This is a genomic window from Sphingomonas flavescens, from assembly GCF_030866745.1.
GTDB classification, from domain to species: Bacteria; Pseudomonadota; Alphaproteobacteria; order Sphingomonadales; family Sphingomonadaceae; genus Sphingomicrobium; species Sphingomicrobium flavescens.
Genome location: NZ_CP133016.1, coordinates 874,125 through 899,390, shown reverse-complemented (window position 1 = coordinate 899,390; position 25,266 = coordinate 874,125). Strand labels below are relative to the sequence as shown.

Annotated in this window: 23 protein-coding genes; 14 read left to right on the top strand and 9 right to left on the bottom strand. The window is 63.3% G+C overall.

The window, feature by feature from the left end:
- Positions 1–50: 50 nt before the first annotated feature.
- The 3 genes from QU596_RS04555 to QU596_RS04545 are packed head-to-tail and all read left to right on the top strand — an operon-like array spanning position 51 to position 3,867.
- Complete coding sequence (locus tag QU596_RS04555; protein WP_308517443.1) at positions 51–3,293, top strand: intermembrane phospholipid transport protein YdbH family protein; 3,243 nt, start codon at positions 51–53, stop codon at positions 3,291–3,293.
- A gap of 8 nt (positions 3,294–3,301) precedes the next feature.
- Positions 3,302–3,505: a YnbE family lipoprotein gene (locus QU596_RS04550; protein WP_308517442.1), complete on the top strand. Its 204-nt coding sequence runs from the start codon at positions 3,302–3,304 to the stop codon at positions 3,503–3,505.
- On the top strand, positions 3,505–3,867 hold the full coding sequence (locus tag QU596_RS04545) for a YdbL family probable chaperone protein (protein WP_308517441.1): 363 nt from the start codon (positions 3,505–3,507) through the stop codon (positions 3,865–3,867). Before QU596_RS04550 ends, QU596_RS04545 begins: the two co-directional genes overlap by 1 nt.
- Here the strand turns inward: QU596_RS04545 and QU596_RS04540 are convergent.
- Entirely contained in the window at positions 3,849–4,586 is a 738-nt protein-coding gene (locus tag QU596_RS04540) for a PdaC/SigV domain-containing protein (protein ID WP_308517440.1), read from the bottom strand. The genes QU596_RS04545 and QU596_RS04540 overlap by 19 nt on opposite strands.
- Before the next feature lie 149 nt (positions 4,587–4,735).
- Between QU596_RS04540 and QU596_RS04535 the strand changes: the two genes are divergently transcribed.
- The 5 genes from QU596_RS04535 to QU596_RS04515 are packed head-to-tail and all read left to right on the top strand — an operon-like array spanning position 4,736 to position 7,190.
- A complete protein-coding gene (locus tag QU596_RS04535) occupies positions 4,736–5,074 on the top strand; it encodes an AtpZ/AtpI family protein (RefSeq protein ID WP_308517439.1) in 339 nt (112 codons plus the stop codon).
- A 12-nt stretch (positions 5,075–5,086) separates the two neighbouring features.
- Positions 5,087–5,863 carry a F0F1 ATP synthase subunit A gene (locus QU596_RS04530; RefSeq protein WP_308517438.1) on the top strand — a complete coding sequence of 259 codons (777 nt, stop codon included), beginning with the start codon at positions 5,087–5,089 and terminating at the stop codon, positions 5,861–5,863.
- A gap of 21 nt (positions 5,864–5,884) precedes the next feature.
- Complete coding sequence (locus tag QU596_RS04525) at positions 5,885–6,112, top strand: F0F1 ATP synthase subunit C (RefSeq protein ID WP_249830143.1); 228 nt, start codon at positions 5,885–5,887, stop codon at positions 6,110–6,112.
- A gap of 45 nt (positions 6,113–6,157) precedes the next feature.
- The gene (locus QU596_RS04520; protein WP_308517437.1) at positions 6,158–6,649 is read left to right on the top strand and encodes a F0F1 ATP synthase subunit B family protein; all 492 of its coding nucleotides are present in this window, start codon (positions 6,158–6,160) and stop codon (positions 6,647–6,649) included.
- On the top strand, positions 6,642–7,190 hold the full coding sequence (locus QU596_RS04515; protein ID WP_308517436.1) for a F0F1 ATP synthase subunit B family protein: 549 nt from the start codon (positions 6,642–6,644) through the stop codon (positions 7,188–7,190). Before QU596_RS04520 ends, QU596_RS04515 begins: the two co-directional genes overlap by 8 nt.
- Positions 7,191–7,253: 63 nt before the next feature.
- Here the strand turns inward: QU596_RS04515 and QU596_RS04510 are convergent, their stop codons facing one another.
- From QU596_RS04510 to paaZ, 3 genes are all read right to left on the bottom strand, one after another.
- Entirely contained in the window at positions 7,254–7,682 is a 429-nt protein-coding gene (locus tag QU596_RS04510) for a CBS domain-containing protein (protein ID WP_308517435.1), read from the bottom strand.
- A gap of 62 nt (positions 7,683–7,744) precedes the next feature.
- On the bottom strand, positions 7,745–9,403 hold the full coding sequence (locus tag QU596_RS04505; protein ID WP_308517434.1) for an FAD-dependent oxidoreductase: 1,659 nt from the start codon (positions 9,401–9,403) through the stop codon (positions 7,745–7,747).
- A gap of 14 nt (positions 9,404–9,417) precedes the next feature.
- Positions 9,418–11,436, bottom strand: coding sequence for a phenylacetic acid degradation bifunctional protein PaaZ (paaZ, locus tag QU596_RS04500; RefSeq protein ID WP_308517432.1), 2,019 nt, complete (start codon positions 11,434–11,436; stop codon positions 9,418–9,420).
- 207 nt (positions 11,437–11,643) lie between these two features.
- Between paaZ and QU596_RS04495 the strand changes: the two genes are divergently transcribed.
- Both QU596_RS04495 and QU596_RS04490 read left to right on the top strand, forming a co-directional pair.
- Positions 11,644–12,600 (top strand): threonine ammonia-lyase, encoded by a 957-nt coding sequence (locus QU596_RS04495; RefSeq protein WP_308517431.1) that lies wholly within the window; start codon positions 11,644–11,646, stop codon positions 12,598–12,600.
- 119 nt (positions 12,601–12,719) lie between these two features.
- Complete coding sequence (locus tag QU596_RS04490) at positions 12,720–14,537, top strand: FG-GAP-like repeat-containing protein (RefSeq protein WP_308517430.1); 1,818 nt, start codon at positions 12,720–12,722, stop codon at positions 14,535–14,537.
- A 110-nt stretch (positions 14,538–14,647) separates the two neighbouring features.
- On the opposite strand, the gene QU596_RS04485 is transcribed toward QU596_RS04490, so the two are convergent.
- The 3 genes from QU596_RS04485 to QU596_RS04475 all read right to left on the bottom strand — a co-directional run bounded on the left by QU596_RS04485 (position 14,648) and on the right by QU596_RS04475 (position 16,594).
- Positions 14,648–15,388 (bottom strand): anti-sigma factor, encoded by a 741-nt coding sequence (locus QU596_RS04485; RefSeq protein WP_308517429.1) that lies wholly within the window; start codon positions 15,386–15,388, stop codon positions 14,648–14,650.
- Positions 15,385–16,023, bottom strand: coding sequence for a sigma-70 family RNA polymerase sigma factor (locus QU596_RS04480; RefSeq protein WP_308517428.1), 639 nt, complete (start codon positions 16,021–16,023; stop codon positions 15,385–15,387). The genes QU596_RS04485 and QU596_RS04480 overlap by 4 nt, the downstream gene beginning before the upstream one ends.
- A 64-nt stretch (positions 16,024–16,087) precedes the next feature.
- Complete coding sequence (locus QU596_RS04475; RefSeq protein ID WP_308517943.1) at positions 16,088–16,594, bottom strand: fasciclin domain-containing protein; 507 nt, start codon at positions 16,592–16,594, stop codon at positions 16,088–16,090.
- 233 nt (positions 16,595–16,827) lie between these two features.
- Here QU596_RS04475 and QU596_RS04470 point away from each other — a divergent pair, with 233 nt between their 5' ends.
- The 3 genes from QU596_RS04470 (at position 16,828) to QU596_RS04460 (ending at position 22,926) form a co-directional block, all read left to right on the top strand.
- A complete protein-coding gene (locus QU596_RS04470) occupies positions 16,828–17,157 on the top strand; it encodes a hypothetical protein (protein WP_308517427.1) in 330 nt (109 codons plus the stop codon).
- Between the two features lie 215 nt (positions 17,158–17,372).
- Complete coding sequence (locus QU596_RS04465; RefSeq protein WP_308517426.1) at positions 17,373–20,669, top strand: FG-GAP-like repeat-containing protein; 3,297 nt, start codon at positions 17,373–17,375, stop codon at positions 20,667–20,669.
- Between the two features lie 226 nt (positions 20,670–20,895).
- On the top strand, positions 20,896–22,926 hold the full coding sequence (locus QU596_RS04460; protein ID WP_308517425.1) for an FG-GAP repeat domain-containing protein: 2,031 nt from the start codon (positions 20,896–20,898) through the stop codon (positions 22,924–22,926).
- Positions 22,927–23,199: 273 nt separating this feature from the next.
- On the opposite strand, the gene QU596_RS04455 is transcribed toward QU596_RS04460, so the two are convergent.
- Both QU596_RS04455 and QU596_RS04450 read right to left on the bottom strand, forming a co-directional pair.
- Positions 23,200–23,460, bottom strand: a complete 261-nt coding sequence (locus tag QU596_RS04455) for a hypothetical protein (protein ID WP_308517424.1) — start codon at positions 23,458–23,460, stop codon at positions 23,200–23,202.
- On the bottom strand, positions 23,457–23,972 hold the full coding sequence (locus QU596_RS04450) for a DUF1993 domain-containing protein (RefSeq protein ID WP_308517423.1): 516 nt from the start codon (positions 23,970–23,972) through the stop codon (positions 23,457–23,459). The genes QU596_RS04455 and QU596_RS04450 overlap by 4 nt, the downstream gene beginning before the upstream one ends.
- Positions 23,973–24,045: 73 nt before the next feature.
- On the opposite strand from QU596_RS04450, the gene QU596_RS04445 reads away from it, so the two are divergent.
- Positions 24,046–25,212, top strand: coding sequence for a JmjC domain-containing protein (locus QU596_RS04445; RefSeq protein WP_308517422.1), 1,167 nt, complete (start codon positions 24,046–24,048; stop codon positions 25,210–25,212).
- The last annotated feature ends 54 nt before the right edge of the window (positions 25,213–25,266 follow it).

Here is a 25,266-nt window from a genome sequence, read left to right as displayed (position 1 = left end):
GTCATGCCGGTTCTGGAACGGTCAAGCTTGGGGATGGTTAGTTAGACCCGATGGCGGAGCGGCCGAACGAAGACAGCGTGCACGATACGATCGTCGTGCGGCGCAATGGGCGGTGGGGCCGCATTGCCAGCCTCGTCGCGCTTGGTCTGTTAATCGCCCTCATCATCGGTGTCGCGATTGTGTGGACGCAACGGCGGTCGATCGCCACGCATTATCTGAAAAGCGAACTCGAACGACGCGGTGTCGCCGCGACCTATCATCTCGACCGCGTCGGTCTGCGGACGCAAGAAGTTAGCGATCTTGTCATCGGCGACCCGAAGCGACCGGATCTCATCGCCAAATACGCGCATATCGAGACGCGGCTGAAGTGGAACGGAAGCTTCGAAGTCTATAGGATCGTCGCGCGCGGCGTCCGCCTCCGCGGCAAGCTGGTCAACGGCCGGGTCAGCTGGGGCCAGATCGACAAGCTTATGCCGCCGCCGTCGAACAAGCCGTTCGCACTCCCGGACTTCGTCCTGAACGTCGCTGACAGCACGATCTCCCTCAGCACGCCGTTCGGCCCGCTCGGATTCGCGCTTGCGGGGAACGGGAAGCTCAGCGGTGGCTTCAAGGGCAATGCCGTGGTCATCAGCCCGCAGCTGGTTCCGGGTAAATGTGCGGCGGTCAACATGCGGGCGGCGGTGGCGGTCTCGGTGACCGCCCGGCGCCCACGCATCGACGGCCCGGTCACGCTGGATCGGTTCAGCTGCCCGGTAAGCCGCTTCGACATCGCAAGCCCGCGTTTCGACGCGAAAGCGACCTTCAACGAAAGCTTCACCAGCATCGACGGCAGCGGCCGCATGGCGATTGCGACGCTGATCGCTGGGGCTAACGGTCTCGCGAACTTCGTTGGCGACATCAGCTATAAAGGTTCGTTTGGCGCGGTTGCGGGCAAGGTGAAGCTGTCGGCGCAAAAGTCGCGGGTCGGCACCATTTACGCGGACCGCACCCGTCTCGCCGGCGACTATGCGCTCGGCATCCGGAGCGGTGAATTCCGGTTGGCGGGCCAATATGGCGCGGATAGCGGCGCGCTTGATCCGAGCATGACCGCGGGCGTGACAGGGCCGCTCGCGGCTGCTGCCAAGACGCCGATCGGGCCCGTGACGACGGCGATCGGCAATGCCGTGCTGCGGACAGCGCGCAATTTCAATTCGGCCGGCCATATCAAGGTCGTCAACTTCCCCGGCGGTGGTGCGGTGCGGATCACCGACGCGAACATCATTGGACCGGGTGGCGCTCGGGCAAAGGTTACCGGCGGCAGCGGCGTTACCTATTATTGGCCGTCCGGTGGCCTGCGGATCGATGGCGATCTCGCCATGAACGGTGGCGGCTTGCCCCAAGCCGAAGTTAGCCTTCGCCAGCCGCGCGCTGGCGCGCCGATGAGCGGCGTCGCCAATCTCGCGCCCTACGCCGCGAATGGCCAACGGCTGGCACTTACCCCCATTCGTTTCGGTCCAGGACCTGGCGGCGTCACCACCGTCAGCACCATCGCCCAGCTCGACGGGCGCTTCCCCAATGGGCGCGTTCAGGCGCTGCGGCTGCCGATCGACGGGCAGGTCGGCAAGGCAGGCAGCTTTGCGGTCGGCACCTCCTGCGCGGTGGTCAGCTTCAACTATTTGCAGGTCAGCTCGCTTCAGCTTGGCACTACCAGATTGCCCGTTTGCCCAATCGGGACCGCGATGATCCGGAAAAACGGCGACGGGCCGGTGATCATGGCCGCGAACCTCGCCCATCCGGTTTTGAACGGCAGCATCGGCAAGTCGCCGCTCCGCTTGCAGGCGGCAAATGGCCAGCTCACCGGGCAGCAGTTCGTTTTCAGTCGCATGGGGATGAGCCTGGGCCGCTCCGCTTCGCCGGTGCTCTTTAATGCGGCGCGTCTCACCGGCAATTTCGGTGGCAAGAATTTAAACGGCGCTTTCGCCGACGCGGGTGGTACGATCGGAAACGTTCCGCTGCAGCTCAGTGACGCCAGCGGCAAGTGGCAGCTGGTTGGTAACAAGCTGGGGATCACCAGCGCGCTGACCGTCTCCGACCGCGATGCCAACCCTCGATTCTATCCGCTGCGCAGCGATAATATCCGCTTCTCGCTAGCCGGCGACTACATCCGCGCCGATGGCCTGCTGCGCCATCCGGCATCCGGCACGCCGGTCACGTCGGTCGACATCGAGCATCGCTTGTCCAATGGTGCTGGCCACGCCGACCTCAACATACCGGGCCTGACCTTCGGACCCAGCTTCCAGCCTGCGGAACTGACCCGCCTCACCGAAGGTGTCATCGCGCTCGTCGAGGGTACGATACAGGGCCACGGCCGGATCGACTGGAATTCTTCGGGCAAAGTGACTTCGACCGGCGACTTTTCGACCGCCGATCTGAACCTTGCGGCCCCCTTCGGTCCGGTGACCGGCATCAAGGGCAACATGCACTTCACCGACCTGCTCGGACTGACAACGGCGCCGGGCCAGACCTTCACGGTAGCGAGCATCAACCCCGGCATCCTCGTCGAGAACGGCGTGATCCGCTATCAATTGCTGCCGGGCCAGTTGGTGAAGGTGGAACGCGGCGAATGGCCGTTTATGGGCGGGCGCCTGATCCTTCAGGAAACAGTGCTCAACTTCAATCACCCGACCGCCAAGCGCCTGACCTTCCGGGTCGAGGGACTGGATGCCCACACGTTCGTGTCGACCCTCGGCTTCAAGGAAATCGACGCGACCGGGCGGTTTGACGGCGTGCTACCGATGATTTTCGACGAAAATGGTGGCCGCATTGTCGGAGGCCGCCTCGACAGCCGTCCGGGCGGGGGTTCGCTCGCTTACGTCGGCACGGTCAGCAAGTCGGACCTGGGAATCATGGGCAACATCGCCTTCAATGCGCTTCGGGACATCCGATTCAAGGCGATGACGATCCGTCTCGACGGCGATCTCGCGGGCGAATTCGCCGCACGCCTGAACGTCGATGGCGCGGGACTGGGCCAGTCGACGGGCACCCAGCGGCTGATCAAGCGCCTGTTGAAGAAGATCCCGCTGCATCTCAACGTGAGCATTACCGGCCCATTCCGCGCGTTGATCGCGACTGCCAAGTCCATGCAGGACCCGCGTACCGTCATCAGCGACGTGCTGCCGCGGCCGCTCGGCGACGTGCCCGGCATCACGACCGAAGTCCGCAAGCTCGAGGACGAGCAGCAGCAAACGCAAACCCCGGTGCCGGAGCAGGTCAATGTCGCTCCGCCCAATCCCACGCCAACCAAGACGAAGTGAGAGTGCCCATGACCAACATACCCAGGCTGCTCGGCGCAGCGATTATCGCGGCCCCGCTGGCGGGATGTATCTCGCTCAAGACGCCGGAAAAGCCGATCGACATCAACCTCAACGTTACCATCCGGCAGGAGGTCGTCGTGCGCCTGCAGCGCGACGTCGAGACCCTCATCAACCAGAACCCGCAGGCCTTCCCGCAGCAAAAGAAGCCGTGATGCGTCGCCTCTGGATTCTTCTGTTGCTTGCATCGCCCGCCGCCGCCCAGTCGCCCGCGGTCGATGCGGCTATCGCGGCTGGCCAGGTGGGAGAGCGCTACGATGGCTATCTGGGCGTCGTCTCGGCCGTCAGCCCCGCCGTCCGGGCCCAGGTTGCGCGCATCAACATCGAGCGGCGCTCAATCTATTCGAATTTCGCGACGAGCCGCCGCGTTAGCCCGCAGGATGTGGGCATAACCGCGGGCTGCCAACTCCTCGGGCGCGTTGGCGTGGGCCAGGCTTACCTGCTCTCTGACGGCAGCTGGCGGCGGCGCGGGGTTGGTCAACCCGCGCCAGTGCCAAATTACTGCACCGGGGGCTGAGCTTCGAACGAGAAGCGATACTCCGGCTTCAGCCGAGCGATCATTGCCGCGGTGATCGGCAGTTCGATGTCGTATGAACCTTCGACATAGGGTCCGGCTACATATGGATCGGCGGTCACCTGGATATGGTCGAAGCGCCCGTTGCCGTTTTTGTCGGCGATCACGACGGTCACTTCCGTGTAGGCAGGACAGCCGCTGAACATCCCGCCTTTTTCGAGCGGGCCGCCGCGGCGTTTTATTCTCTCACGGTCCAGCAGTATGCAGAATGGCTGGCGGATCGCTCCGGTCCAGCTTTGACCAGCGATCAGGAGTTTTTGAATGTCGCTCCGGACGTTCCGAACACGGTCCCACAGAAGCGCTGTTGTTGATCCGTTGCCGTGCGCGCCGCCGGTGAAGCCCCAAAAGCTGCCTTCGAGCGACAACAATCGGGCGGACTGTCCAGCAGTTTCCCAACTCATCTGAATCTCGTGCTGGTGAAACGGATAATTGCTCTTATCCGCCTGGCGCGCATCGCTGGTCGCTGAAGCCGCTTCACGCTTAAAGATCTTCTCTGCGTCCGCCTGCATCCAGCGCCTGAGAGCCGGTATGGCAGCTGCCTCAGTCGACCACGCGTAGCTGAACTTCAGCGTAGAGGTGTTGCGGACGATCTTCACCGAGGTGGCGTTGGCGGGTGATGCCGCCGCGGCGACAAGGCAAGCCAAGACCCATGGGTGTCTCATGGCCGCTGAGCTTACAGCGGTGGCGCGCGGTTGACTATCGCCGGTGCGGTTCATAAAGGAGCGGCGCCTTGGCGGTATCGATTTCCGCCATGCTTCTCGTACCCGTCTGACCCTGGGATTTCAGCCGGGGCGACGCACAGGGGAGACGCATGGCAGAGGACGAGACTGGCGAGGTTCCGAAGCTTCCACCAGACGCGCGGCTCGAATCGCTCGATGAGCGGCTCGAGCGCTTGCAGCAGGCGGAAGCGAAGCGGACCGAAGTGCCGCAGGTCAGTCCGGGGACCCGGATTGCGCAGCAGGCCTTCGGGCACCTGATCGGAGCGCCGGTTGGCGGCGCGGTGATCGGGTGGGGGATCGACTCACTGGCGGCGATGGCCGGCTACAAGACGTTCCCCTTGTTCCTGTTGCTGATGCTGTTCTTCGGATTCGGCGTCGGCCTACGGAACGTGGTCCGGATTACGAACACCCGGTCTGAACCGGGCAATTGAGGCGAGAACAGCGTGGCGGCCGAAGGCAAGATCGACCCGATGCACCAGTTCACGGTGGAACCCCTGGTTCCGCTGCACCTGGGCAAATATGACATCAGCTTCACGACGAGCTCGGCGTGGCTGCTGGTCGCGCTGGCGCTGATCATCGGCTTCATGGCGATGGGCATGAAGCGCGAGCTGGTGCCCGGCCGGTGGCAGATGGCCGTCGAAGGCCTGACCGGCTTCATCGATGACATGGTCAAGGTGAACATCGGTCCCGAGGGCAAGAAGTATGTGCCCTACATCTTCTCGCTCTTCACCTTCATCCTCGTCGCCAACCTGCTCGGCCTGTTGCCGCTGGCGGTAGTGCCGGGGCTTCACGCCTTCACGACCACCAGTCACTTCTCGATCACCGGCATTCTGGCAGTCCTCAGCTTTTCGATCGTCCTGATCGTCGGCTTCTGGCGCCATGGTCTTCATTTCTTCTCGCTGTTCGTCCCGCACGGCACGCCGGCCGTGATGGTTCCGCTGATCGCGGCGATCGAATTCGTGTCGTTCATGGTCCGCCCGTTCAGCCTTGGTCTGCGACTGTTCGTGGCGATGATCGCCGGTCACATCCTGATGGAAGTGTTCGGCAGCTTCATCGTCAGCGGCTTCAACGGCGGCCCGATGGGCTGGGGCGTTGGCGCGCTTAGCTTCCTGTTCATCGTCGGGGTTGCCGCGCTCGAGCTGCTGGTCTGCGCGATCCAGGCTTACGTGTTCGCGCTGCTGACGACGCTTTATCTCAACGACGCAATCAACCTTCACTAAGTTTCACCAAAGGAGTTACCCATGGATTTCGCTTCCGCTCAGGTCATTGGTGCCGGTCTCGCGGCGATCGGCGTTGGCGCTGCCGCCGTCGGCGTCGGCAACGTGTTCGGCTCGTTCCTTGAGAGCGCGCTGCGCAACCCGGCCGCTGCCGACAGCCAGCAGGGCCGTCTCTTCATCGGCTTCGCGGCCGCCGAGCTTCTCGGCCTGATCGCGTTCGCCGTTGCGATGATCATCCTCTACGCCCGTTGAGTTCGACGGCCATTAGGTTCGACAGGGCGTAAGCCAGAGGGTCCGATGCCTCAGATTACCCAGCTTCCGCTGATTTTCTTCTCGCAGCTGTTCTGGCTGCTGGTGGTGTTCGCCATCATCTTCTTCGGCATTGGCCGGGGGATGTTGCCGAAGATCCAGTCGACCGTCGACGCGCGAGAGAACAAGATCAGCGGTGACCTCGAGCGGGCGCAGGCGGCGCGCACGGAAGCGGAAGCGACCGAAGCGGCCTGGCGTTCGCGGATGGATGCTGCCCGGGCCGAGGCCGCGCGCCTCGCCCAGGATGCGAAGCAGGAAAGCGCTCGGGAGACCGAGACGCGGGTGAAGGCGGCAGCGGACCAGATCAACCTGAAGGTCGAGTCCGCGGAGGCGAAGATCCGCGAGGCCGTATCTTCGGCACGCGCGGAGATCGAGACCGTTGCCGCCGACCTGACTGCCGAGATGGTCCAGCGCCTGACCGGTCTGACTGTCGATGCCTCGGAAGCCGCAGCTGCGGTGAAGGCGGAAATGCATGGCTGAGCAGACGCACGCCACGACCACCGGCACCGAAGTGCCATCGCATGAAGCGGAGCCAGTCGCGTTCGGCTTCCTGACGGCACCGATGGCAATCTCGCTGGCGATGATCGTCGTGATCGCCGTGATGATCTGGAAGAAGGTGCCCGGCGCAATCGCTGGCGCGCTCGACAGCAAGATCGCGCTGATCCGTGAGCAGCTTCAGGAAGCTGAGAACCTTCGCAAGGAAGCCGAGGCGCTGAAGGCGGAGTATGAGGCGAAGTCCGCTTCGGCCGATAAGGACCGCGAGGCACTGCTAGAGCGGGCCAAGCATGAGGCCGAGGAAATTGTCGCCAAGGCGAAGACCGACGCCGAGGCGCTGATCGATCGTCGCACGCGGATGGCGGAAGACAAGATCGCGGCCGAAGAGCGTTCCGCGGTCGAGCAGCTTCGCTCGTCGGCAGCCGAGGCCGCGGCTCGCGCTGCCGCCAAGTTGATCGCCCAGAGCCACGACGCCGGCAGCGACGCGCGGCTGGTCGACGACGCCATTAAGCAGATCGCCGGCTAGCCAGCTTCTACAATCGCTTATGAAAACGCCGCGGTTAAATCCCGCGGCGTTTTTCGTTCGTGGTTACTGTTGGTGCTGGCCGCCCGGCTGACTCACGCCCTCAAGCGCCAGCGCAGCATTATTGCCGTCGGTCTCGCGGCTTAGGTCGCCCAAGCTGACGATGCCGCAGAGACGCTCATCGCTATCGACGACAGGCACGCGCCGCACCTGCGCCTCGCTCATGCGGGCAGCCGCTTCGGAAACATCGTCGGTATCGCGGACTGAAACGATGTCGCTGGTCATCAGCTCGCGCACCGAAGTATCGGGTCCACGGCCATTGGCTACGCCGCGAACCGCGATGTCGCGGTCTGTAATCATACCCACCAGCCGGTCGTTCTCCAGCACCGGGATCGACCCGGTGTCGGCGCTCAGCATGAAGCCCGCGGCTTCGCTGACAGGCTGATCGGGCGTGATCGTCTCGACGTTGCGCGTCATCACTTCGCTGACTTTCATGGTGCACCTCCTGCTGTCCGGTGCGTCAACGAACCATTCGGCGCCCCGTTGCGCTTGATCGGTCAGGCGGCGGTGGCCGGCATCGGTGGCGCGACGACAGGCTTCGCAGCGCGATCAAGGGTATCGAGATGCGACCAGATGGCGCTGACCACGACCGATCCCTCACCGACGGATGAGGCGACCCGCTTCACCGATCCCGACCGGACATCGCCGACGGCGAAAATGCCGGGGCAGGAGGTTTCGAAGTCGCTGGTAACGCCGGCTGCGGCGCCCGTCTTAACGAAGCCGCGCTCGTCCAGATCAACGAGTCCTGACAGCCACGCGGTGTTAGGCTGCGCGCCAATCATCAGAAACAGCGCGGAAGCCCCGATCTCCTCCTCGCCCTGCGGAGTGCTGATGCGCACGCCCGAGAGGTGCTTGTCCCCTTCGAGACCCGCCAGCTGGCACCGATAGTGGATGGTGATGTGCGGGTCGGCTTCGAGGCGCGAACGTAGATAGGCGCTCATTGAGCTTGCAAGGTCGGGGCCGCGAACGAGCACATGGACGTGGTTGGCGAAGCGCGAGAGGAACATTGCCGCTTGACCTGCGGAGTTGCCGCCGCCGACAACAACCGCCTCGGTCTCACGGCAGAAACGCGCCTCCATCTCAGTCGCCGCATAATAGATGCCCGCGCCTTCGAATTCTTCGATGCGGGGTACGGGAAGGCGGCGGTATTGAACGCCGGTCGCGACAAGCACTGCCCGGGCGCACAAAGTGTCGCCGCCGTCGAGCGTAGCGCAGAACCCATCCCCGGTTTGCTCCAGCGAGCGCACCTGGCGCGGCATGGCGAAGCGAGTGCCGAACTTCATCGCCTGCACCTGGCCGCGGAAGATGAGGTCAGCGCCCGAGATGCCGGTGGGGAAGCCCATGTAATTCTCGATGCGGCTGCTGGTGCCGGCCTGGCCGCCAATCGCGCTGTCCTCGATGACGATGGCTTTCAGCCCTTCGGATCCGGCATAGACCGCAGCCGCGACGCCCGCCGGCCCGCCACCGACGATAAGCAAGTCGAGTTGGCCGATGTCGCAGCTTTCGAGATCCAGACCGAGTAACGCCGCGACCTTGCGCGGCGTGGGATCTTCGACCTTGTTGCCCCGGCCGAGCAGGACCGCTGGTTGGTGCGCTGCGAGCCGGCAAACCGCTACGCCTTCTTCGCTCTTTTCATCGAGATCGTAGGACTGGAACGGGATGCGATTGCGCGAGAGGAAGATGGCCACTCGCTGCACGGCGGGATCGGCGTCGGCGCCGATCAGCTTGATCGCGCTTTCCCCTTCCTCAAACAAAGCGCGCCGTCGCGCGGCAAAAACGGTCAGCACGTGGTCGCCGATTTCCGGCACGCGCGACATCAGTTCGAGCATCGCCTCACGCGGCGCTTCCAAGGTCACCGTGTCGATCGCCGCGCGGAGCGGAAGCGTATTGTTGCCGGCATTCAGGAACGCCAGTTCGCCGATGAACTGGCCGGGGTTCATGATTGCATCTTCGACCGGCTCGTCGGTGAATGCATCGATCACCTGGATGCGCCCTTCGACGACGACGACGAAGCGATCGTAAGGCTGGCCGACACGCAGGACGTCCTCGCCGGCCTTGTACCTGCGCTCGGTCGAGATGCTGCGGATGGCTTCCAGCTGCTCACCCCCGAAGGGGCGCGGGGTCATGAATTGCAGTTCGCCGCCGATGCTATCCATGGTCTCGGGTGCTCCTAAGGCAGGTTTTCGGTCAGCAGATCGTAGGTCGCAACCAGCTCATCTTTCTGGTTGAAGATTTCAACCGCCCAGCGGACGACGCCGGTGTCCTCGCTCTTGAGCGACTTCGAGCGGACGGTCAGCTCCACCCGCATCGTGTCGCCGGGGTAGAGCGGCGTCAGGAAGCGCAGGTTCTCGAGGCCGGTGTTCGCGAGCACGGGACCAGGATCCGGATCGACGAACAGGCCGGCGGCGAAGCTGAGGATCAGATAGCCGTGCGCAACGCGGCCCTCGAAGATCGGCGAGGCCTTGGCGGCTTCCTCGTCCATGTGGGCGTAGAAATTATCGCCGGTGAACTCGGCGAAATGCTCGATGTCTTCAATGCTGACGGTCCGGCCCGCCGTCTTCAGCGTGTCGCCGACGTTCAGCTCGCTCATGCGGCGGCGGAACGGATGGCCGTCCACGAAATGCTTCGGCCCGCCCGGGATGTACTGCTCGGTAATGGCGGCGATCATGGCGGGTGACGACTGGATCGCGGTGCGCTGCATGTAATGCTTCACGCCGCGGATGCCGCCCATTTCCTCGCTCCCGCCCGCGCGGCCGGGACCGCCGTGGACGAGGACCGGAAGTGGCGAGCCATGTCCGGTCGATTCGGCGGCATTGGTGCGGTCGATGACGAGCATCCGTCCGTGGTAGGCGGCGGCGCCCTGGATGAACTCGCGCGCGGCTTCGGTTGAGTGGGTGAACAGCGACAGCGCGAGGCTACCCTTGCCACGATTGGCGAGCGCGATGGCGTCCGCGATGTCGCGGTAGGGCATGATCGTCGAGACGGGGCCGAACGGCTCGCAGTCGTGGACGGCGTCGGTCGCCCAGGGATCGTCGGTGCGAAGCAGCACGGGCGACAGGAAGGCGCCGCCCGGGATCGGCGGCTCCGCGTTCGGATCGCCGGCGACGACGCGCGCGCCGGCGGCTTCCAGCTCGGCGATCTTCTGGCGGACGTCGTCGCGCTGGCTGAGGCTGACGAGAGCGCCCATGCGGGTGTCGTGCGCACGTGGGTCGCCGACCTTGGTCTTGGCCAGCCGTTCGCCGAGCGCCTGCTCGACCGCATCGAGATATTGGGCGGGGGCCATGGCGCGGCGGATCGCGGTGCATTTCTGGCCCGCCTTCACCGTCATCTCGGTCGCGACCTCGCGGATGAACAGGTCGAACTCCGGCGTGCCAGGCGCCGCGTCTGGGCCGAGCAGCGAGGCGTTGAGACTGTCCTGCTCGGCCACGAAGCGGACGGACTCGCGCATCACGACCGGGTGGGTGCGGAGCTTGAGGGCGGTCGAGGCCGAGCCGGTGAAGCTAACGACGTCCTGACCGGTCAGGTGATCGAACAGGTCGCCGACGCCGCCGACGATCAGCTGCACCGCGCCCGGCGGCAGCACGCCGGCGTCGATCATGATCTTGAACGCGGCCTCGGTGAGGTAGGAGGTTGCCGACGCGGGCTTCACGATCGCCGGGACACCCGCGAGTAGGGTCGGCGCCAGCTTCTCCAGCATTCCCCAGACAGGGAAGTTGAAGGCGTTGATGTGCACCGCCGCGCCCTGCAGCGAGGTGTAGATGTGCTGGCCGACGAAGGTGCCTTGCTTCGACAAGCCCTCGAGCTGACCGTCGAGGAGTACGTGCGCGTCGGGCAATTCGCGGCGGCCCTTGGAGGAGAAGGAGAGCAGGGTACCCGCGCCGCCCTCGATATCGATCCAGCCGTCCTTGCGGGTCGCGCCGGTCTGGTAGTTCAGCTCGTACAGTTCTTCCTTGCGGGCGAGGATGGCGAGGCCGAGCGCCTTGATCATCCGTGCCCGCTCGTGGAAGGTCAGCTTGCGCAAGGCCGGGCCGCCGACCTCGCGAGCGTGGCGCAGCATGCCGCCGAAATCGAGTCCGCCCGAGCCGGTGCTGGCAACCGGCGTGCCGTCGATGGCGCTGGGAATCTCGACTGCGTTATCGCCGGCCACCCAGGAATCGCGTTCGTAATTGAGAAGTTGCGGCGTTTTCATGCGTTTCACCCGTTCAATTCGCCGCCAATCGACGCAAATGGACCGTGAAACAAGGGCGTCTGCACAGCGTGAAACAGGCTTAGGTTCACTAAGTTCACGCCGGGCAGCAGCTTACCCGTGAACTTAGCGCACCGCAGGTGGCGATGGGTTGCCGCCACGGGCCCAAGGCTGGCACACCAAACCCAACATTGAAAGGCGGAGGCGCTGGTGATCGATCCGGTACGGCCAATTGCGATCGAAGACATCGAGGCGGCACGGGCGCGCATCGCTGGCACGGTGCTGCGGACGCCACTCGTCCGGATCGACCTTGGCGACGGCCGCGACATTCGGCTGAAGCTGGAAAATCTGCAGCCGACCAACGCCTACAAGATCCGCGGCGGGGCCAATGCGGTGGCTGCATTGTCCGACGAGCAGCGCGCGCGGGGCGTGTGGACGATCAGCGCCGGCAATGCGGGGCAGGGCGTCGCTTATGCCGCGCGGGCGTTCGGCATTCCCTGCACGGTGGTCGCGATCGAGAGCGCGCCGAAGACCAAGCTCGATCGCATGCGCGCGCTGGGCGCGAAGATCCTGCCGGTGTCGTACGAGCAAGCGTGGATTGCCGCGGAAGCGCACGAATTTGCCGGCGCGGAAGGAACGTTCGTCCACCCCTTCGACAGCCACGACTTCATCGCCGGCCACGGGACGATGGGCCTGGAGATCCTAGAGGATTGTCCGGACGTCGGCACCGTCATCTGCGCCATTGGCGGGGGTGGGCTGATCACCGGCGTCGGCAGCGCCATCAAAGCGCGGCGGCCGGAAGCGCGGGTCCTTGGTGCGGAGCCAGAGACGGCCGCGCCTTACGCGCTTTCGCTGACCAAGGGCTCCCCGCAGAAATTCGCGGAGTGGCAGGCAAGCTTCGTCGACGGCGCCGGCGGCCAAAGCGTCACGGGGCGCATGTGGCTCCGGATGCAACCCGTGGTGGACGGCGCGATCACCGTGACGCTCGACCAGACGGCGGACGCTATGCGCCTGATCGCCGAAAAGACGCGCACGATCGCGGAGGGTGCAGGGGCACTGTCATTGGCCGCGGCAATCAGCGATCAGACGCTGGAAGGACCGATTGTAGGCGTGGTGTCGGGGGGCAATATCGATCTTCGAAAATTTGCCGAGCTGATCGCCCCTTAACTCCGATAGGGGGCAATTAGTGGCGCAGAGTTTTGCGTTGTGGTGGCTACCTCGGCGGCATTCCATCTGCTAAATAAGGTTGTTGCCTCATGCTAAGCTTTGGCTGTGGGAGCTGACCGGTGGCAGACATTAGCGGAACGAGCGGCGACGACGTCCTCAACGGCACGAGCGATCGTGACCTTATCTTGGGCCAAGAAGGTAACGACGTCATCGACGGCGGTGCGGGCCAGGACCGAATAGACGGTGGTCCAGGTGACGACACGATTCACGGCGGTGCGGGCGGCGATACGATCACCGACGGACCGGGGAACGACCGGGTCTACGGCGACGCCGATCAGGATGTTTTTTACTCGTCACCCGGCAATGACTATTACGATGGCGGAACGGGATTCGCCGAGGACACTTTCGAGTTCGACCAGATCCTGTACCGATATGCCGGCGCCGCCATTGTCGTCGACCTGCGCTTAGCATCCGGACAGGTCCAGTCGACCGGAACAGGGGATGCCGCAAACATCGGGATCGATACGCTCGTCGGCATCGAACTCATCGGCGGCAGTGTGTTCAACGACACAATGATTGCCGGTGACGCCGGTATTCTGTTTGCAGGTGAGGGCGGAGATGATTCCCTGGTCGGAGGGGCCGGTTCGGACCAGCTGACTGGAGGATCCGGAAACGATTTTCTCTCCGGAAACGGCGGCGTGGACGTCCTATACGGCGAGGAAGGCCAGGACGTTCTCACCGGCGGCGCTGGCTTCGATTCACTGACCGGGGGAACGGGCAACGACATTTTCCGAGACAGCGCCGCAGGATTGGCTGGCGACACGATTACGGACTTTAGTTTCGGCGACAAAATTGTCCTGACCGACGCGGCCGTCGCCGAGTTCGCGTTCAGTCTTTCGGGCAGCATCCTTACCTATACCGGCGGGTCGTTGACGCTGCAGAATGCGCCCACTGGCCGGATAGCCGCACATGCAGCGTCGGGTGGCGGCGTGCAGCTTGAGATCGCCGATCCGGCTTTGCGAAATGATTTCAATGGAGACGGTCTCAGTGATCTGATGTGGCGCAATACGGACGGCACATTCGTCAAATGGTCAGCAGTGGGAGACGGTCGTTTTGTGCCCGCTGGTTCAGCGTTAGTCCCGAGCGACTGGAAGATTGCCGGGACCGGCGACTTCAACGATGACGGTCGGGCAGATATTCTTTGGCGAAGCGACACCGGTGGCTTGGCAATCTGGCAAAGCTCACCATACGGCTTTTTCACGCCAGTGTGGGGAACGAGCGTCGCGGTCGACTGGAAAGTTGCCGGGATTGGCGATTTCAATGGCGACGGCAGAGACGATGTGTTGTGGCGGAATAGCAGCGGCAGCATCGCCACGTGGCTGGCGGCGACGGACGGCAGTTTCGCGCCTGGCTCGGGGACGACGCTTAGCGCTGACTGGATTGTCGTCGGCACTGGCGACTTCAACGGTGATGATCGCACCGACATCTTGTGGCGCAGTACGCTGACAGGTGATGTTTCGACCTGGCTGGGGGCCGCCAACGGCGGCTTCAACGCCGCTTGGGGAACTGCACTTTCAACCGATTGGCATGTTGCTGCGACAGGCGACTTCAATGGCGACGGGCTCGAAGACATCGCCTGGCAGAGCGCGAGTGGTGCGTTTGCCGAGTGGAATGGTTCGCTTGGCGGAGGCTTCGCCGCTGCCTGGGGAACAAATCTCCCCTCGAATCTGCACATTGAGTCCGTTGGTGATTTCAACGGTGATGGTCGCAGCGACATCATCTGGCAGTCCGACGTAGGTCAGCTCAGCCAGTGGTTGAGTACGGGCACCGGCTTCATCCCCAACCCTGCATTCGGGGGGGTCGCATCGGGCGGCTGGAGCATCGAGGATTTGTTCACCCAATCCGCCCAATCTGGCGCGGGCGCCTGGGATTACTGAGTCCCTGGACGGCGCCGCTCCGCGTGCGCGTTCGCGGCGTCACGCCTCAGCGGAAAGCACGAGTAAGGAAGGACCGATTGTCGGCGTGGTGTCGGGGGGCAACGACCAGATCAAGCGGCCGTCAGCGCTCCTGACGCCACGACGGGTCCCGTGGGTGAACCCGTCGGCGAGCCTCCTCGCGGCTCGACCGAAATGGCGATCGTCGCTCCTTGCTGCAGCAAGGTTGCGAGCGTGTCGGCCAACCTCTTGTGCGATTGCTTGTCGGTGCCGAGCGTACCGAGCGAACGCGGCGTGCCATCGGCGGGGATGACCCACAGTTCATGCGAGTGACGAGCGTCGCCCGGTAAATTGCCGGCGACCGCCATGATCATCTGTCGTGAGGCGGGGTCCCAACTGATCATGACCTTGGTCGCCTGTTTGTCGCCGACCATGGCCACCATTGGCGTGGATGTGATTGCAGAGGGCTGAGCCGTCGACGGAGCGGAAGCTGGCGGCTGCAGCGCGCGAATTATCAGGGCAAACGCCAGGCTTGCAGCAAGCGCGCCCATCACGCCTGTGGAGATACGCCACAGACCGACCGATCGGCGCAGTGCCGCAATGTTGTCGTTAGCCGCCGGCGCAGGGCCGAGCGCTTGCTCAATACGCGTCCAGACTGAGCGCGGGGGCGCGACCTCGGCAACTTCGCGGTACAGCGGCGCCAGCCGGCCGCGCCAACGAGCAACCTCCTTGGCAAACGCGGGGTCGCTTGTCTCACGCCGCCGTGCCTCAGCCAGCGCGTCGCCCTCGAGCACGCCTGATGCATATTCTGCGGCCAGCGCAAACAGTTCGTCATCGTCACGATTGTCGGTCATCGTTCCATGCACCCCCGCAAGCGCAGCAGCCCGCGCCTGATCCAGCTCTTCATGGTCGACAATGGTACGTCTTCTCGGCGCGCGAGCTCCGGATAGGACGCGCCGTCGAGGAATGCGGCACGGATCATGGCCTGCTGCCGCTCTTCCAGTTCATCCAAGCATTGCACTAGCCGTTCACGATCCTGCGCATCCTCGATCACCTGAGGCGCCGAGGGATGCTCGTCCGGCACGTCGACGGCAGCGTCCATCTTCTCGAAGATCTGCCGGCCCTGACGCAATCGATCGATGGCGCGATTGCGCGCCATGGTAGCAAGCCACGTGATGGGGCTGGCCTTGGCGGCATCGTAGGCACCCGCCTTCTGCCAAGCGCTCAGGAAGACGCTCTGCAGGACGTCCTGCGCGTCGTCGGGATTGCCCAGCATTCGCAGGCAAATCCCATAAAGCTTCGCCGAAGTTCGCACGTACAGCGGCTGCAGCGCCTTTCGATCGCCATCCGCGAGCGACCGCAACAGGGTGACGAGTTCGCGCTGGTCAAACTTGTCGGGCGGCCCATCCATCGCACCCTTCATGCCCGTGCTCGCCAGACTTGAGAAGGGGATGACGAGAAAGGAGTCCTTGGTCGGACGGGACGACATGGCGCTCCTCTCTCGCCCGGCTGCGCATGGGCGCAGGGGGTAACACCCATGCGACAGCAGTTCGTCAGGGCATCAGGACGGCGTCGATGACGTGGATGACGCCGTTGGACTGCATGACGTTGGCAATGGTGATGCGCGCCTTGCCGCCCTTCGCGTCAACGACCGTCCAGCCGCCGGCGCTTTTCATGAAACGCAGGTCTTCACCTTCGACCGTTTTGAGGGTTGCGGTTCCGTGATGCTTCGCGGCCATGGCGGCGATCTGACCCGCCGTGATCCGGCCGGGAACTACGTGATAGGTCAAGATCTTGGTCAGTGTGTCTTTGTTCTCAGGCTTCACAAGGCTTTCGACCGTTCCGGCCGGTAGCTTTTCGAATGCCGCGTTAGTCGGCGCAAAGACCGTGAAAGGTCCGTTGCCCGACAAGGTGTCGACCAATCCAGCCGCCTTTACCGCCGCGACCAAAGTGGTGTGGTCCTTTGAATTGACAGCATTCTCGATGATGTTCCTAGTTGGATACATGGCAGCGCCGCCGACCATCGGGTTGCGGGCGTTCGCGGGGCCTTGGATCAGCATGGCTCCGCTCAGGCAGGCCGCGACGATCAACTTCCGCATTCAATCCTCCTCTTGGTGTTCGTGGTGCTGGAGATACGGGAGACGGCGGAGGTCGGATGCACTTCCGATCCGGCAACTCGAAAGATTGCGGGGGGATTAAAATATCGCCGCGGACGCTGCGTCCGGCGGCCAGTGGCGCTCGTAGCTTATCAGTGGCCGCATTCAACGCGCGGACCACCGATCAGGAGGAAAGCATGCGTCTTAAATCCCTTACCATGTTCGCCGTCGTTCCCGCGCTCTTATTGGCCAGCGCGTCGCAAGCCGCTGCGCCGAACCGCGGTGCGCCGACGCGGCAGCCGACGACGACCATGAATTGCTGGGGCGTCGTGAGCTCGCAGTTGGCTCAGGTCGAAGGCGGTATTGGCGAGCATTCTTCGTCGCAGGCCACGCCGCGGCTAGGCCTTGGCAATGTGGCGCGGCTGTTTTTTGAGATGGGTCTGATCGACAGCCCTAACGTTAGCAGCCTCGGCTCCCTGCTCGCGCAACTCGATGAGTACGACGAGACGGTCTGCCCCATTCAGTAACGCAAGACGGCGGCGGCGCATTTGCAATTGCGCCGCCCCGATACCCGCCCCGACGTCGCCCGACGATCTAACGCCCGCAATGGGTGGATAGCGGACATTCGACCGAATTCGGGAGTTGCTCTGATTACCGTTTGGCGGTCCTCGCTAGCTGCCTTATGCATGGGGCGAACACTTAACGAACGATATGCCGGTCGGTCCGGTCAGTGGGGGTGCGTATGGCGGTGATTGTGGGGACGGCGGGCGACGACGTTCTTTTCGGCAAGGACACTGCCGACGATATTTCCGGGCTGGAGGGCAACGACGTCATCTACGCCGGCGCGGGCGACGACACCGTTTCCGGCGGCGCGGGCAATGATACGGTCTACGGCCAGGGCGGGAACGACACGATCGATGGCGGGGACGGCATCGATTCACTCTACGGCGACGATATGTTTGCCGGTTCGGCCGACGGCAACGACATCCTCCGCGGCGGAGCGGGCGCCGACAACCTCCACGGCGGCGGCGGCAATGATGACCTCGACGGCGGCGCGGACCGGGATTCGCTGGAAGGCGGCCTCGGTGCCGACCATCTCGACGGCGGCGACGGGGATGACAGTCTGAATGGTTACCTCGGCAGCACCAATCAGGACGATTATGCGACGGACGTCCTGCTGGGCGGCGCGGGGGACGACAGCCTCGCTGCCCAAACGGGCGATATCGTCGACGGCGGGATCGGCAACGACACCCTGTATTTCAACGCCTGGGGCGCGAGCGCCGGGATCAACGTCGACTTCCGCACGCTGACGAGCGGGAATTCGATGACGGTCGCGGGCGCGTCCCTGACCGGCATCGAATATGTCATGGGCATCATGGGGTCCAATTTCGACGACGTCATCGTCGCCGGGGCCGTGCAGGGCGTGAAGGGCGCCAACATCCAGGGATTTGGCGGCAACGACACGATCACCGGAAGCGCGGGCGTGGACTGGATCTACGGCGGCGCCGGGAACGACGTCATCTACGGAGGGATCGGGTTCGACCCCTCGACCTCCGCCAACCGGGACAATCTGAACGGCGATGATGGCGACGACATTATCTACATCGGGGCGGACGGGGCCATTGCGTCGGGCGGAAACGGGAACGACCAGCTCTTCGGCGGCAGCGGAAGCGACGAGCTGCGGGGCGATGCCGGCGACGACATTTTGAGCGGCGGCGCGGGTGTGGATGGACTTAATGGTGGCGAAGGCAACGACACCTACATCGACACCGCCGCGAACCTGAACGGCGACTACATCGGCAGCATCGAGATCGGCGACAAGATCATCATCACCGATGCGAACATCAACAATTTTACCTTCAGCCTGACCGGCAAGACGCTGAACTTCACTGGTGGCTCGCTGAACTTCAACGTTGGCGAAATCCAGGGGACTTTCATCGCCGCCGCGGCGCCGGGAGGCGGGGTGCAGATCACGCTGCGTCAGCCGCCGCTGGCGACCATCGACGCGATCGCGCAGCAACTGGTGACCGGGTACTGGAACGGCGATGCCCATCACTTCGCGGTGCAGCCGGGCGGGTCGATTTCGGTCGACATCTCGACGCTCTCGACAACGGAGCAGAACCTGGCGCGGGCTGCGCTGCAGGAATGGACCGACATCATCGGCATCCGCTTTCAGGAGGTCGTCGGCAACGCGCAGATCACCTTCGACCACAGCGAGGGTTCAAGCGGTTCGATCGCGGCGACGGATGCGACCTGGGCGAACGGCATCACCAGCCATGCGCACATCCAGATCTCAAGTTCATGGCTGACGCAGAACGGCGGGAATATCGGCAGCTACGGCTTCCAGACGTACGTGCATGAGATCGGGCACGCCCTCGGCCTCGGGCACCCCGGCACGTACAACTTTGACGGCAGCTATTATTCGGACGCACTCTTCGCAGACGACGCGTGGTCGACGTCGGTCATGTCCTATTTCAACCAGCAGGAAAACCTGTACTTCTACAAACAGAATTTCACCGTCAGCTATGCCATGTCGCCAATGCAGGCGGACATCATCGCGGCGCAATCGATGTATGGCGCGGCGACGGACACGCGCACGGGCGACACGGTGTACGGGTTCAATTCGAACGCCGGCGGTGTCTATGACGCTAGCAAGTACACCGGCGCACTGACGATCTACGATAGCGGCGGGATCGATACGCTCGATTATCGATATGGCAACAGCACGCAGATCATCAACCTCAACCCCGAGACATTTTCCAGCGTCAATTCGGGTCGGGGCAATCTGTCCATTGCACGCGGCGTCGTCATCGAGAACGCAATCGGTGGCGGTTCCGCCGATTTCATTATCGGCAATGGCGCAGACAATGTTCTGACCGGGGGCAGTGGTTCGGACACGCTTACCGGCGGGGGTGGCAACGATACCTTTAGGGACAGCAAGGTCGGTCTTGGCTACGACAAGATCACCGATTTCGGACCAGGCGACAGGATCGTCGTCACCGACTTGAACATCAACGACGCCACATTCAGCCTGGTCGGCGACGTGTTCACTTACACTGGCGGCTGGATGACGCTGCAGGGCAATCTGGTCGGCCACCTGTCGGCGAAGGCGGCGGTGGGCGGCGGCGTGCAGTTCGCGCTAAGCCTGCGCGAGACGCACAATGACTTCAATGGCGACGGGCGCAGCGACATCCTTTGGCGCAGCGGAAGCGGCGCCATGTCGTCGTGGCTCGCCAATGCCAGCGGCGGTTATACCGCGGCCTGGGGAACCAGCGTCAGCACCGACTGGAAGATCGTCGGATCAGGCGATTTCGACGGGGACGGCCGCGCCGACATCTTGTGGCGATCGGACAGCGGCGCCTTCGCGGACTGGCTGGGCGCGAGCAACGGCGGGTTTTCCCCGGCGTGGGGAACGACGGTTTCGTCTGAGTGGAAGGTGGCCGGCGCGGGCGATTTCAACGGCGACGGACGCGACGACGTCCTGTGGCGGAGCGACAGCGGGGCCATGGCCAGCTGGCTGGGCGCAGCCAACGGCGGCTTCTCGCCCGCGTGGGGGACGAGTGTCGCAACCGAGTGGAAGATTGTCGGGACCGGCGACTTCAACGGTGACGGGCGCGACGACATGCTGTGGCGCTCGGACGCCGGTGCTTTCGCGACGTGGCTTGGCGCCCCTAATGGCGGCTTTACGCCCACTTGGGGGACGACTGTCGGTACCGAATGGGAGATCGCAGGCACGGGCGATTTCAACGGGGACGGCCGGTCGGACGTGCTGTGGCGCAGCGACACAGGCACGCTCGCAACCTGGCTCGGCGCCGCCAACGGCGGTTTCGCGCCGACCTGGAGCGCAAGCGTTGCGGCCAACCTCGCCCTCGTCAGCATCGGCGATTTCAACGGCGACGGCCGCGACGATGTCGTCTGGCAAAACGACAATGGCCAGCTAAGTGAGTGGCTCGGCGCCACGAATGGCGGTCTGGTCGAAAATGCGAGCTGGGGTTTGTCGGCGCCCACCGGATGGGCGATCCAGGACGCCTTCGCTTAAGTTCCCGATGCCCGCATCGTCGACGAATGCGCGTCATCGCCGGCAATAGCAATTCTTGAAAAATCGCGAGCTCGTCAGCGGCTGATAGCAAGAGTCGAGTAAGACCATTCGGCCGCAATGCCCATGATCATGTCATGATCACGAAATCATCAGCGCCTCCGAGCCGAGAACATGCATAATCCTCGACTGTGGTTTTGCTTAAACTCGGCAGAAATGGGGGGTTCTCATGCGTAGCTTAACCGATCGCATTGGCGAGACTATCACGGCGCATGCTGGAAGTGGCAACTTTGCCTCTAATTCTGTTCCGCAAACTGTAGCTCTACGAAATGGCGGGTTTGCCATCGGATGGCTGACGCCAACTGGCACCAGCGAATCTCCCACTCAGCTCATAGTCGAAATCTATGACGCTGCCGGGGCGCTAAAGAACAGCAACATCGTAATCAACCAAGTGGGAGAATTTCGGTTAGCTGACCTCGCTTTTGGCGGATTGGCGGTCGCCTGGACCGATGCTGGTAATCTGAAGCTTCAGAGCTTCACGGATCAAGGGATTGCTATTGCCGCGAGCAGCATTGCTGCCACTAACGTTGGCTCGCTGCTGACCACATTTTCGGTTGCAGGCGATAATTTTGGCAATGCGGTCCTACATTGGGCAGGGCAGCAATCGTCCGAATCGAAAGGCTTCGGGACTTTCTCACCCTCCGGGAAACCGCTTTGGGTCAGTCCTCCTCCGGCAGGCCAGTGGTCTGCGGACGCGGCGGTAAACGACAATCGTCCCGTCTTAGCTTGGGTCGGGGACACCGGGCAGCAGGATAGCAACGGACTTCCGATCTACGACGTCGGCACCACGTCTTACAACGCTGACGGCTCAGTCTTCAGATCCTTCTCCATGACGCTCCCGACAACCATCTTAGAAACCACAAGAGGGACCATCGTCGGTCGGCCTGATCGAGTTCAAGCCGCTCCTCTGCGCAACGGCGAGGTGCTTTTGACGTGGGTTCTGAGCCCAGGTGACCCCGGCAATCATGTGCAGGCGCAAATCTTCTCTTCGGATGGAACGCCGCAAGGAAAGCTTATCGATATCGTGGCACCGGCCAATACGGTCTTCGAGAACACATCGGTGACAAAGCTCCCGTCAGGCGGATTTGCTTTGGCTTGGGATCGCCATGACGGAGATATCAACTCTGACGTATATGCGCAGTTTTTCGACCGATTGGGCGGGGCGACAAGCGCTGCCTTTCAAGTGGCAAGTCAGCCGTCCTGGGAGTCGATGCCTTCGATCCTATCGACGCCGAGGGGTCGACTGATTGCTGCCTGGGCCGACGAGGGCAGTACGCGCTTTCAGATCTTTGCCGGCGAGTCTCCCCCTACACGCGCCAATGATCATAATGGTGATGGCGTCAGCGATGTGATCCTGCGCCACGACGATGGCGCGATCTCTCTATTGGTCTTCGACAAAATAGCCTTCAAGGCAATCTGGGACACGCCCCTTTCCAATGAATGGAAGATGGCAGGAGCAGGGGACTTTGATGGTAACGGACGAGCCGACATTCTTTGGCGAAGCGTTACCGGTACGCTTGCCCAATGGTCGGGGGCCGCAAATGGTGCATTTACCCCTGCGTGGGGCACGAGCGTTGACCTGTCGTGGAAAGTTGCTGGGACTGGTGACTTCAACGGCGATGGCAAGGACGATATCCTATGGCGGAGCACCTCAGGCGCGCTGGCTGATTGGATAGCCTCTGCGAACGGCGGATTTAGCTCCGGTTGGGGCACCATCGTCGACCTATCCTGGAGTGTTGCTGGCACAGGTGACTTCAATGGCGATGGCAAAGACGACATCTTGTGGCGGTGCACCGACGGCTCCCTCGCCACGTGGCTAGCCTCAAAAGATGGCGGCTTCATTCCAACGTGGGGTACGGTTCTTTCGAGCGAGTGGGACGTCGTCGGAACAGGTGACTTTAACAGGGACGGCAAGTCGGATGTGCTCTGGCGCAGCACAGACGGCTCCGTCTCTTATTGGATCGGAACAGGAGACGGTGGTTTCATTCCGGCTTGTGGCACGAATACTTTGTCGCATTTCGATGCGGTCGGCATCGGCGACTACGATGGCGATGGGTTTGACGACGTACTTTGGCAGGGCGAAAGCGGCCAGCTACTGGTTACGTTCGGAACCGACGGCGGCGACGGATACTTCGCCGGCTGGCCGGACGTCGGCTCGGTGCCAACGGGATGGCAAGTGCAGCAGGAATTATTCGCGTAGCTGCCAGTCTCACGGACCCTGGCCAGTTCCCTGTTGCTCTTTCGCGCCACCGCCGATCGGGCCCAGCGTCAGCTGATAGGTCTCGAAAAGCATGTATGGCCTGGCATCGTTAGGTGCCGGGCTCGCACATCGCGGATAAGGGGTGCGGGGCAACCACTGAAGATCAGCAAGTAACCCAAAGATGCCCGCACAGAGGAGCGGGTTCATACCTCATCATCAGAAGTATCGTGAATGTCCGCAATGGGTCGAAAGCCGACGGCAGCGACCAGCATTTCAGGTCTGAGCTTCGCCGCCCATCAGTTCCATAAAGTTGCGGGCCGCGTCGCGTTCGCTCGAGTCCTTGAACACCGCGTCGAGGTCGGGCGAAGCGCCGAGAGTCTGGAGGATCGCCCACAAGGCGAAGCGCTCGCCGCGGTCCTGGGCAAGGCCGAGGTCGACCTGCATGCGCTCGATACCCGCTTCGAGCGCGGCGGGCGGGACGGCGGCGAGGTCCGCGGTCCCGAAGTAGCGGCGGATCTGGTCGTCGAAGTTCATGCGGTGAGGTTGGGCGGGCCGAGGTGTTGGAGGAAATCGGGCTTGCCTAGCGCGACGCCGGCGTTGCGCAGGATCGCGTAGGCGGTGGTCGCGTGGAAGTAGAAGTTGGGCAGCGCGAAACCGGTGAGATAGGCGGCGCCGGGCCAGCGATAACCCATGCCATTGGGGAAGCGCAGCTCGACATCGCGCGTCTCCGCGTCTGCGAGCGATGCGGCGTCGAATTGCTGCAGATAGGAAATGGTCTTGTCGCACCGCTCGCGAAGCTCGGCAAAGCTTTGCTCGGTGTCCGGCATGGCGGGCGCTTCGGTTCCCGTGAGGCGGGCGAGCGCGTTCTTCGCCGTGTCCGAGGCGATCTGATATTGCGCGGGCAGCGGCTTCATGTCGGGGGCGAGCGCTGCCGCCAGGAGCGCGGCCTCGTCCCCTTCGGCCGCAGCCTTATCGAGCCAGGCGCGCATGTCGGTGAGGGTGTTGACGAACAGCGGCACCGAGGCTTCCCACAATCCGAAACTCATCGCTTTCTCCCGTCGATTTCGCGCGTGGCATGAGCGCTTTGCCGCCTCGCCGCAATGCCGGTAAGCCGCGGCGATGGAATTTGCCGACTTCATCGCGCCGATGGCCGTCGAGACGTTCGTTGCCGACTATTTCGGCAAGCGACCCGTGCACATCCGTGGCGCTTCGCCGCGTGGCGGGCTGCTCTCGATGGAGCGGCTGGAGCAGTTGCTGGCGGTGCGGCCGCACTGGACCGAGCAGAACATCAAGCTGATCCTCAACAGCCGCCCGGTGGCTGGCGAGCATTTCCTGGATGCGAAGGGCGCCACGCGGCTGGCGGACCCGGCGAAGGTCGAGATGTTCTTGCGCATGGGCGCCAGCCTGGTCGGCGATCATGTCGAGGCGATCGAGCCGGTGGTGCGCGGCGCGACGGCCATGCTGTCGCGGCAGTTCGCCGGGACGGCGGGGGCCAACGTATATTGCTCGTTCCAGGGCGTTCGCGCCTTTGCGAGCCACTGCGATTTGCACGAGGTCTTCGCCGTCCAACTTGAGGGCGAAAAGGTCTGGCAGATCTACGAGAACCGCGCCGATGCGCCGGTGGAGACGATCCAGGGGCCGGATGCGCAAGGCACGATCGACCGCGCCAAGGGTCGGGTGATGATGACCGTTACGATGCAGCCGGGTGACCTGCTGTATATCCCTCGCGGGTTCTTCCACGATGCGCTGGCGAGTAGTGACGCATCGCTGCACCTGACGTTCGGCGTCGAGCCGATGAACGGGCTGGCGCTGTTCAGCCTGATGGAAAGATTGGCGAAGCGGGACCCTCGCTTCCGCGCTTATCTTCCCGATGGGCGGGATGATCCGGCGGCCTTGCGCGCGCGGTTGCAGGAACTGGGCGCGGCAGTGGGCGAGCTGCTGGGTTCGCCATTGCTGGAGACGGAGGTTATCAAGCAACAGCGTGAGCGGGTGCTCGGTGATCCGGCGCTGGCGCTGCGCGACCGTCAGCCGCTGGAACACTTTGCAACCACGGGGCAGCCGGGTGCGGTGCTATGGACTGAGGCCGGCGCATTGTTGCGACACTCGGGCGGGACGCAGACCGTGGGCATTCTCGGCGAGCTTATTGAGTGGACGCTCGGTCAGCAGACGTTTTCACGAGAGCAACTCCAGGCGCGATACGCGTGGCTGACCCCCGAAGAGGTCGACCATGTCATCAGACTCCTCCGCGATGCTGGTTTGTTCATGTCTTACCAGCCACAAATTTGATCAACCTTCGCGTTAACGCAGATCGTTATACTAAAAATTAATCAGCACGCGATT

Bases quoted from the DNA above. Each gene is read 5' to 3' on its own strand.
- QU596_RS04485 (WP_308517429.1), bottom strand. From the start codon at position 15,388: ATGACCGACAATCGTGACGATGACGAACTGTTTGCGCTGGCCGCAGAA.
- QU596_RS04465 (WP_308517426.1), top strand. From the start codon at position 17,373: ATGGCGGTGATTGTGGGGACGGCGGGCGACGACGTTCTTTTCGGCAAG.
- QU596_RS04545 (WP_308517441.1), top strand. From the start codon at position 3,505: ATGCGTCGCCTCTGGATTCTTCTGTTGCTTGCATCGCCCGCCGCCGCC.
- QU596_RS04480 (WP_308517428.1), bottom strand. From the start codon at position 16,023: ATGTCGTCCCGTCCGACCAAGGACTCCTTTCTCGTCATCCCCTTCTCA.
- QU596_RS04525 (WP_249830143.1), top strand. From the start codon at position 5,885: ATGGATTTCGCTTCCGCTCAGGTCATTGGTGCCGGTCTCGCGGCGATC.
- paaZ (WP_308517432.1), bottom strand. From the start codon at position 11,436: ATGAAAACGCCGCAACTTCTCAATTACGAACGCGATTCCTGGGTGGCC.
- QU596_RS04515 (WP_308517436.1), top strand. From the start codon at position 6,642: ATGGCTGAGCAGACGCACGCCACGACCACCGGCACCGAAGTGCCATCG.
- QU596_RS04455 (WP_308517424.1), bottom strand. From the start codon at position 23,460: ATGAACTTCGACGACCAGATCCGCCGCTACTTCGGGACCGCGGACCTC.
- QU596_RS04470 (WP_308517427.1), top strand. From the start codon at position 16,828: ATGCGTCTTAAATCCCTTACCATGTTCGCCGTCGTTCCCGCGCTCTTA.
- QU596_RS04445 (WP_308517422.1), top strand. From the start codon at position 24,046: ATGGAATTTGCCGACTTCATCGCGCCGATGGCCGTCGAGACGTTCGTT.
- QU596_RS04520 (WP_308517437.1), top strand. From the start codon at position 6,158: ATGCCTCAGATTACCCAGCTTCCGCTGATTTTCTTCTCGCAGCTGTTC.
- QU596_RS04540 (WP_308517440.1), bottom strand. From the start codon at position 4,586: ATGAGACACCCATGGGTCTTGGCTTGCCTTGTCGCCGCGGCGGCATCA.
- QU596_RS04510 (WP_308517435.1), bottom strand. From the start codon at position 7,682: ATGAAAGTCAGCGAAGTGATGACGCGCAACGTCGAGACGATCACGCCC.
- QU596_RS04460 (WP_308517425.1), top strand. From the start codon at position 20,896: ATGCGTAGCTTAACCGATCGCATTGGCGAGACTATCACGGCGCATGCT.
- QU596_RS04550 (WP_308517442.1), top strand. From the start codon at position 3,302: ATGACCAACATACCCAGGCTGCTCGGCGCAGCGATTATCGCGGCCCCG.
- QU596_RS04535 (WP_308517439.1), top strand. From the start codon at position 4,736: ATGGCAGAGGACGAGACTGGCGAGGTTCCGAAGCTTCCACCAGACGCG.
- QU596_RS04505 (WP_308517434.1), bottom strand. From the start codon at position 9,403: ATGGATAGCATCGGCGGCGAACTGCAATTCATGACCCCGCGCCCCTTC.
- QU596_RS04555 (WP_308517443.1), top strand. From the start codon at position 51: ATGGCGGAGCGGCCGAACGAAGACAGCGTGCACGATACGATCGTCGTG.
- QU596_RS04450 (WP_308517423.1), bottom strand. From the start codon at position 23,972: ATGAGTTTCGGATTGTGGGAAGCCTCGGTGCCGCTGTTCGTCAACACC.
- QU596_RS04475 (WP_308517943.1), bottom strand. From the start codon at position 16,594: ATGCTGATCCAAGGCCCCGCGAACGCCCGCAACCCGATGGTCGGCGGC.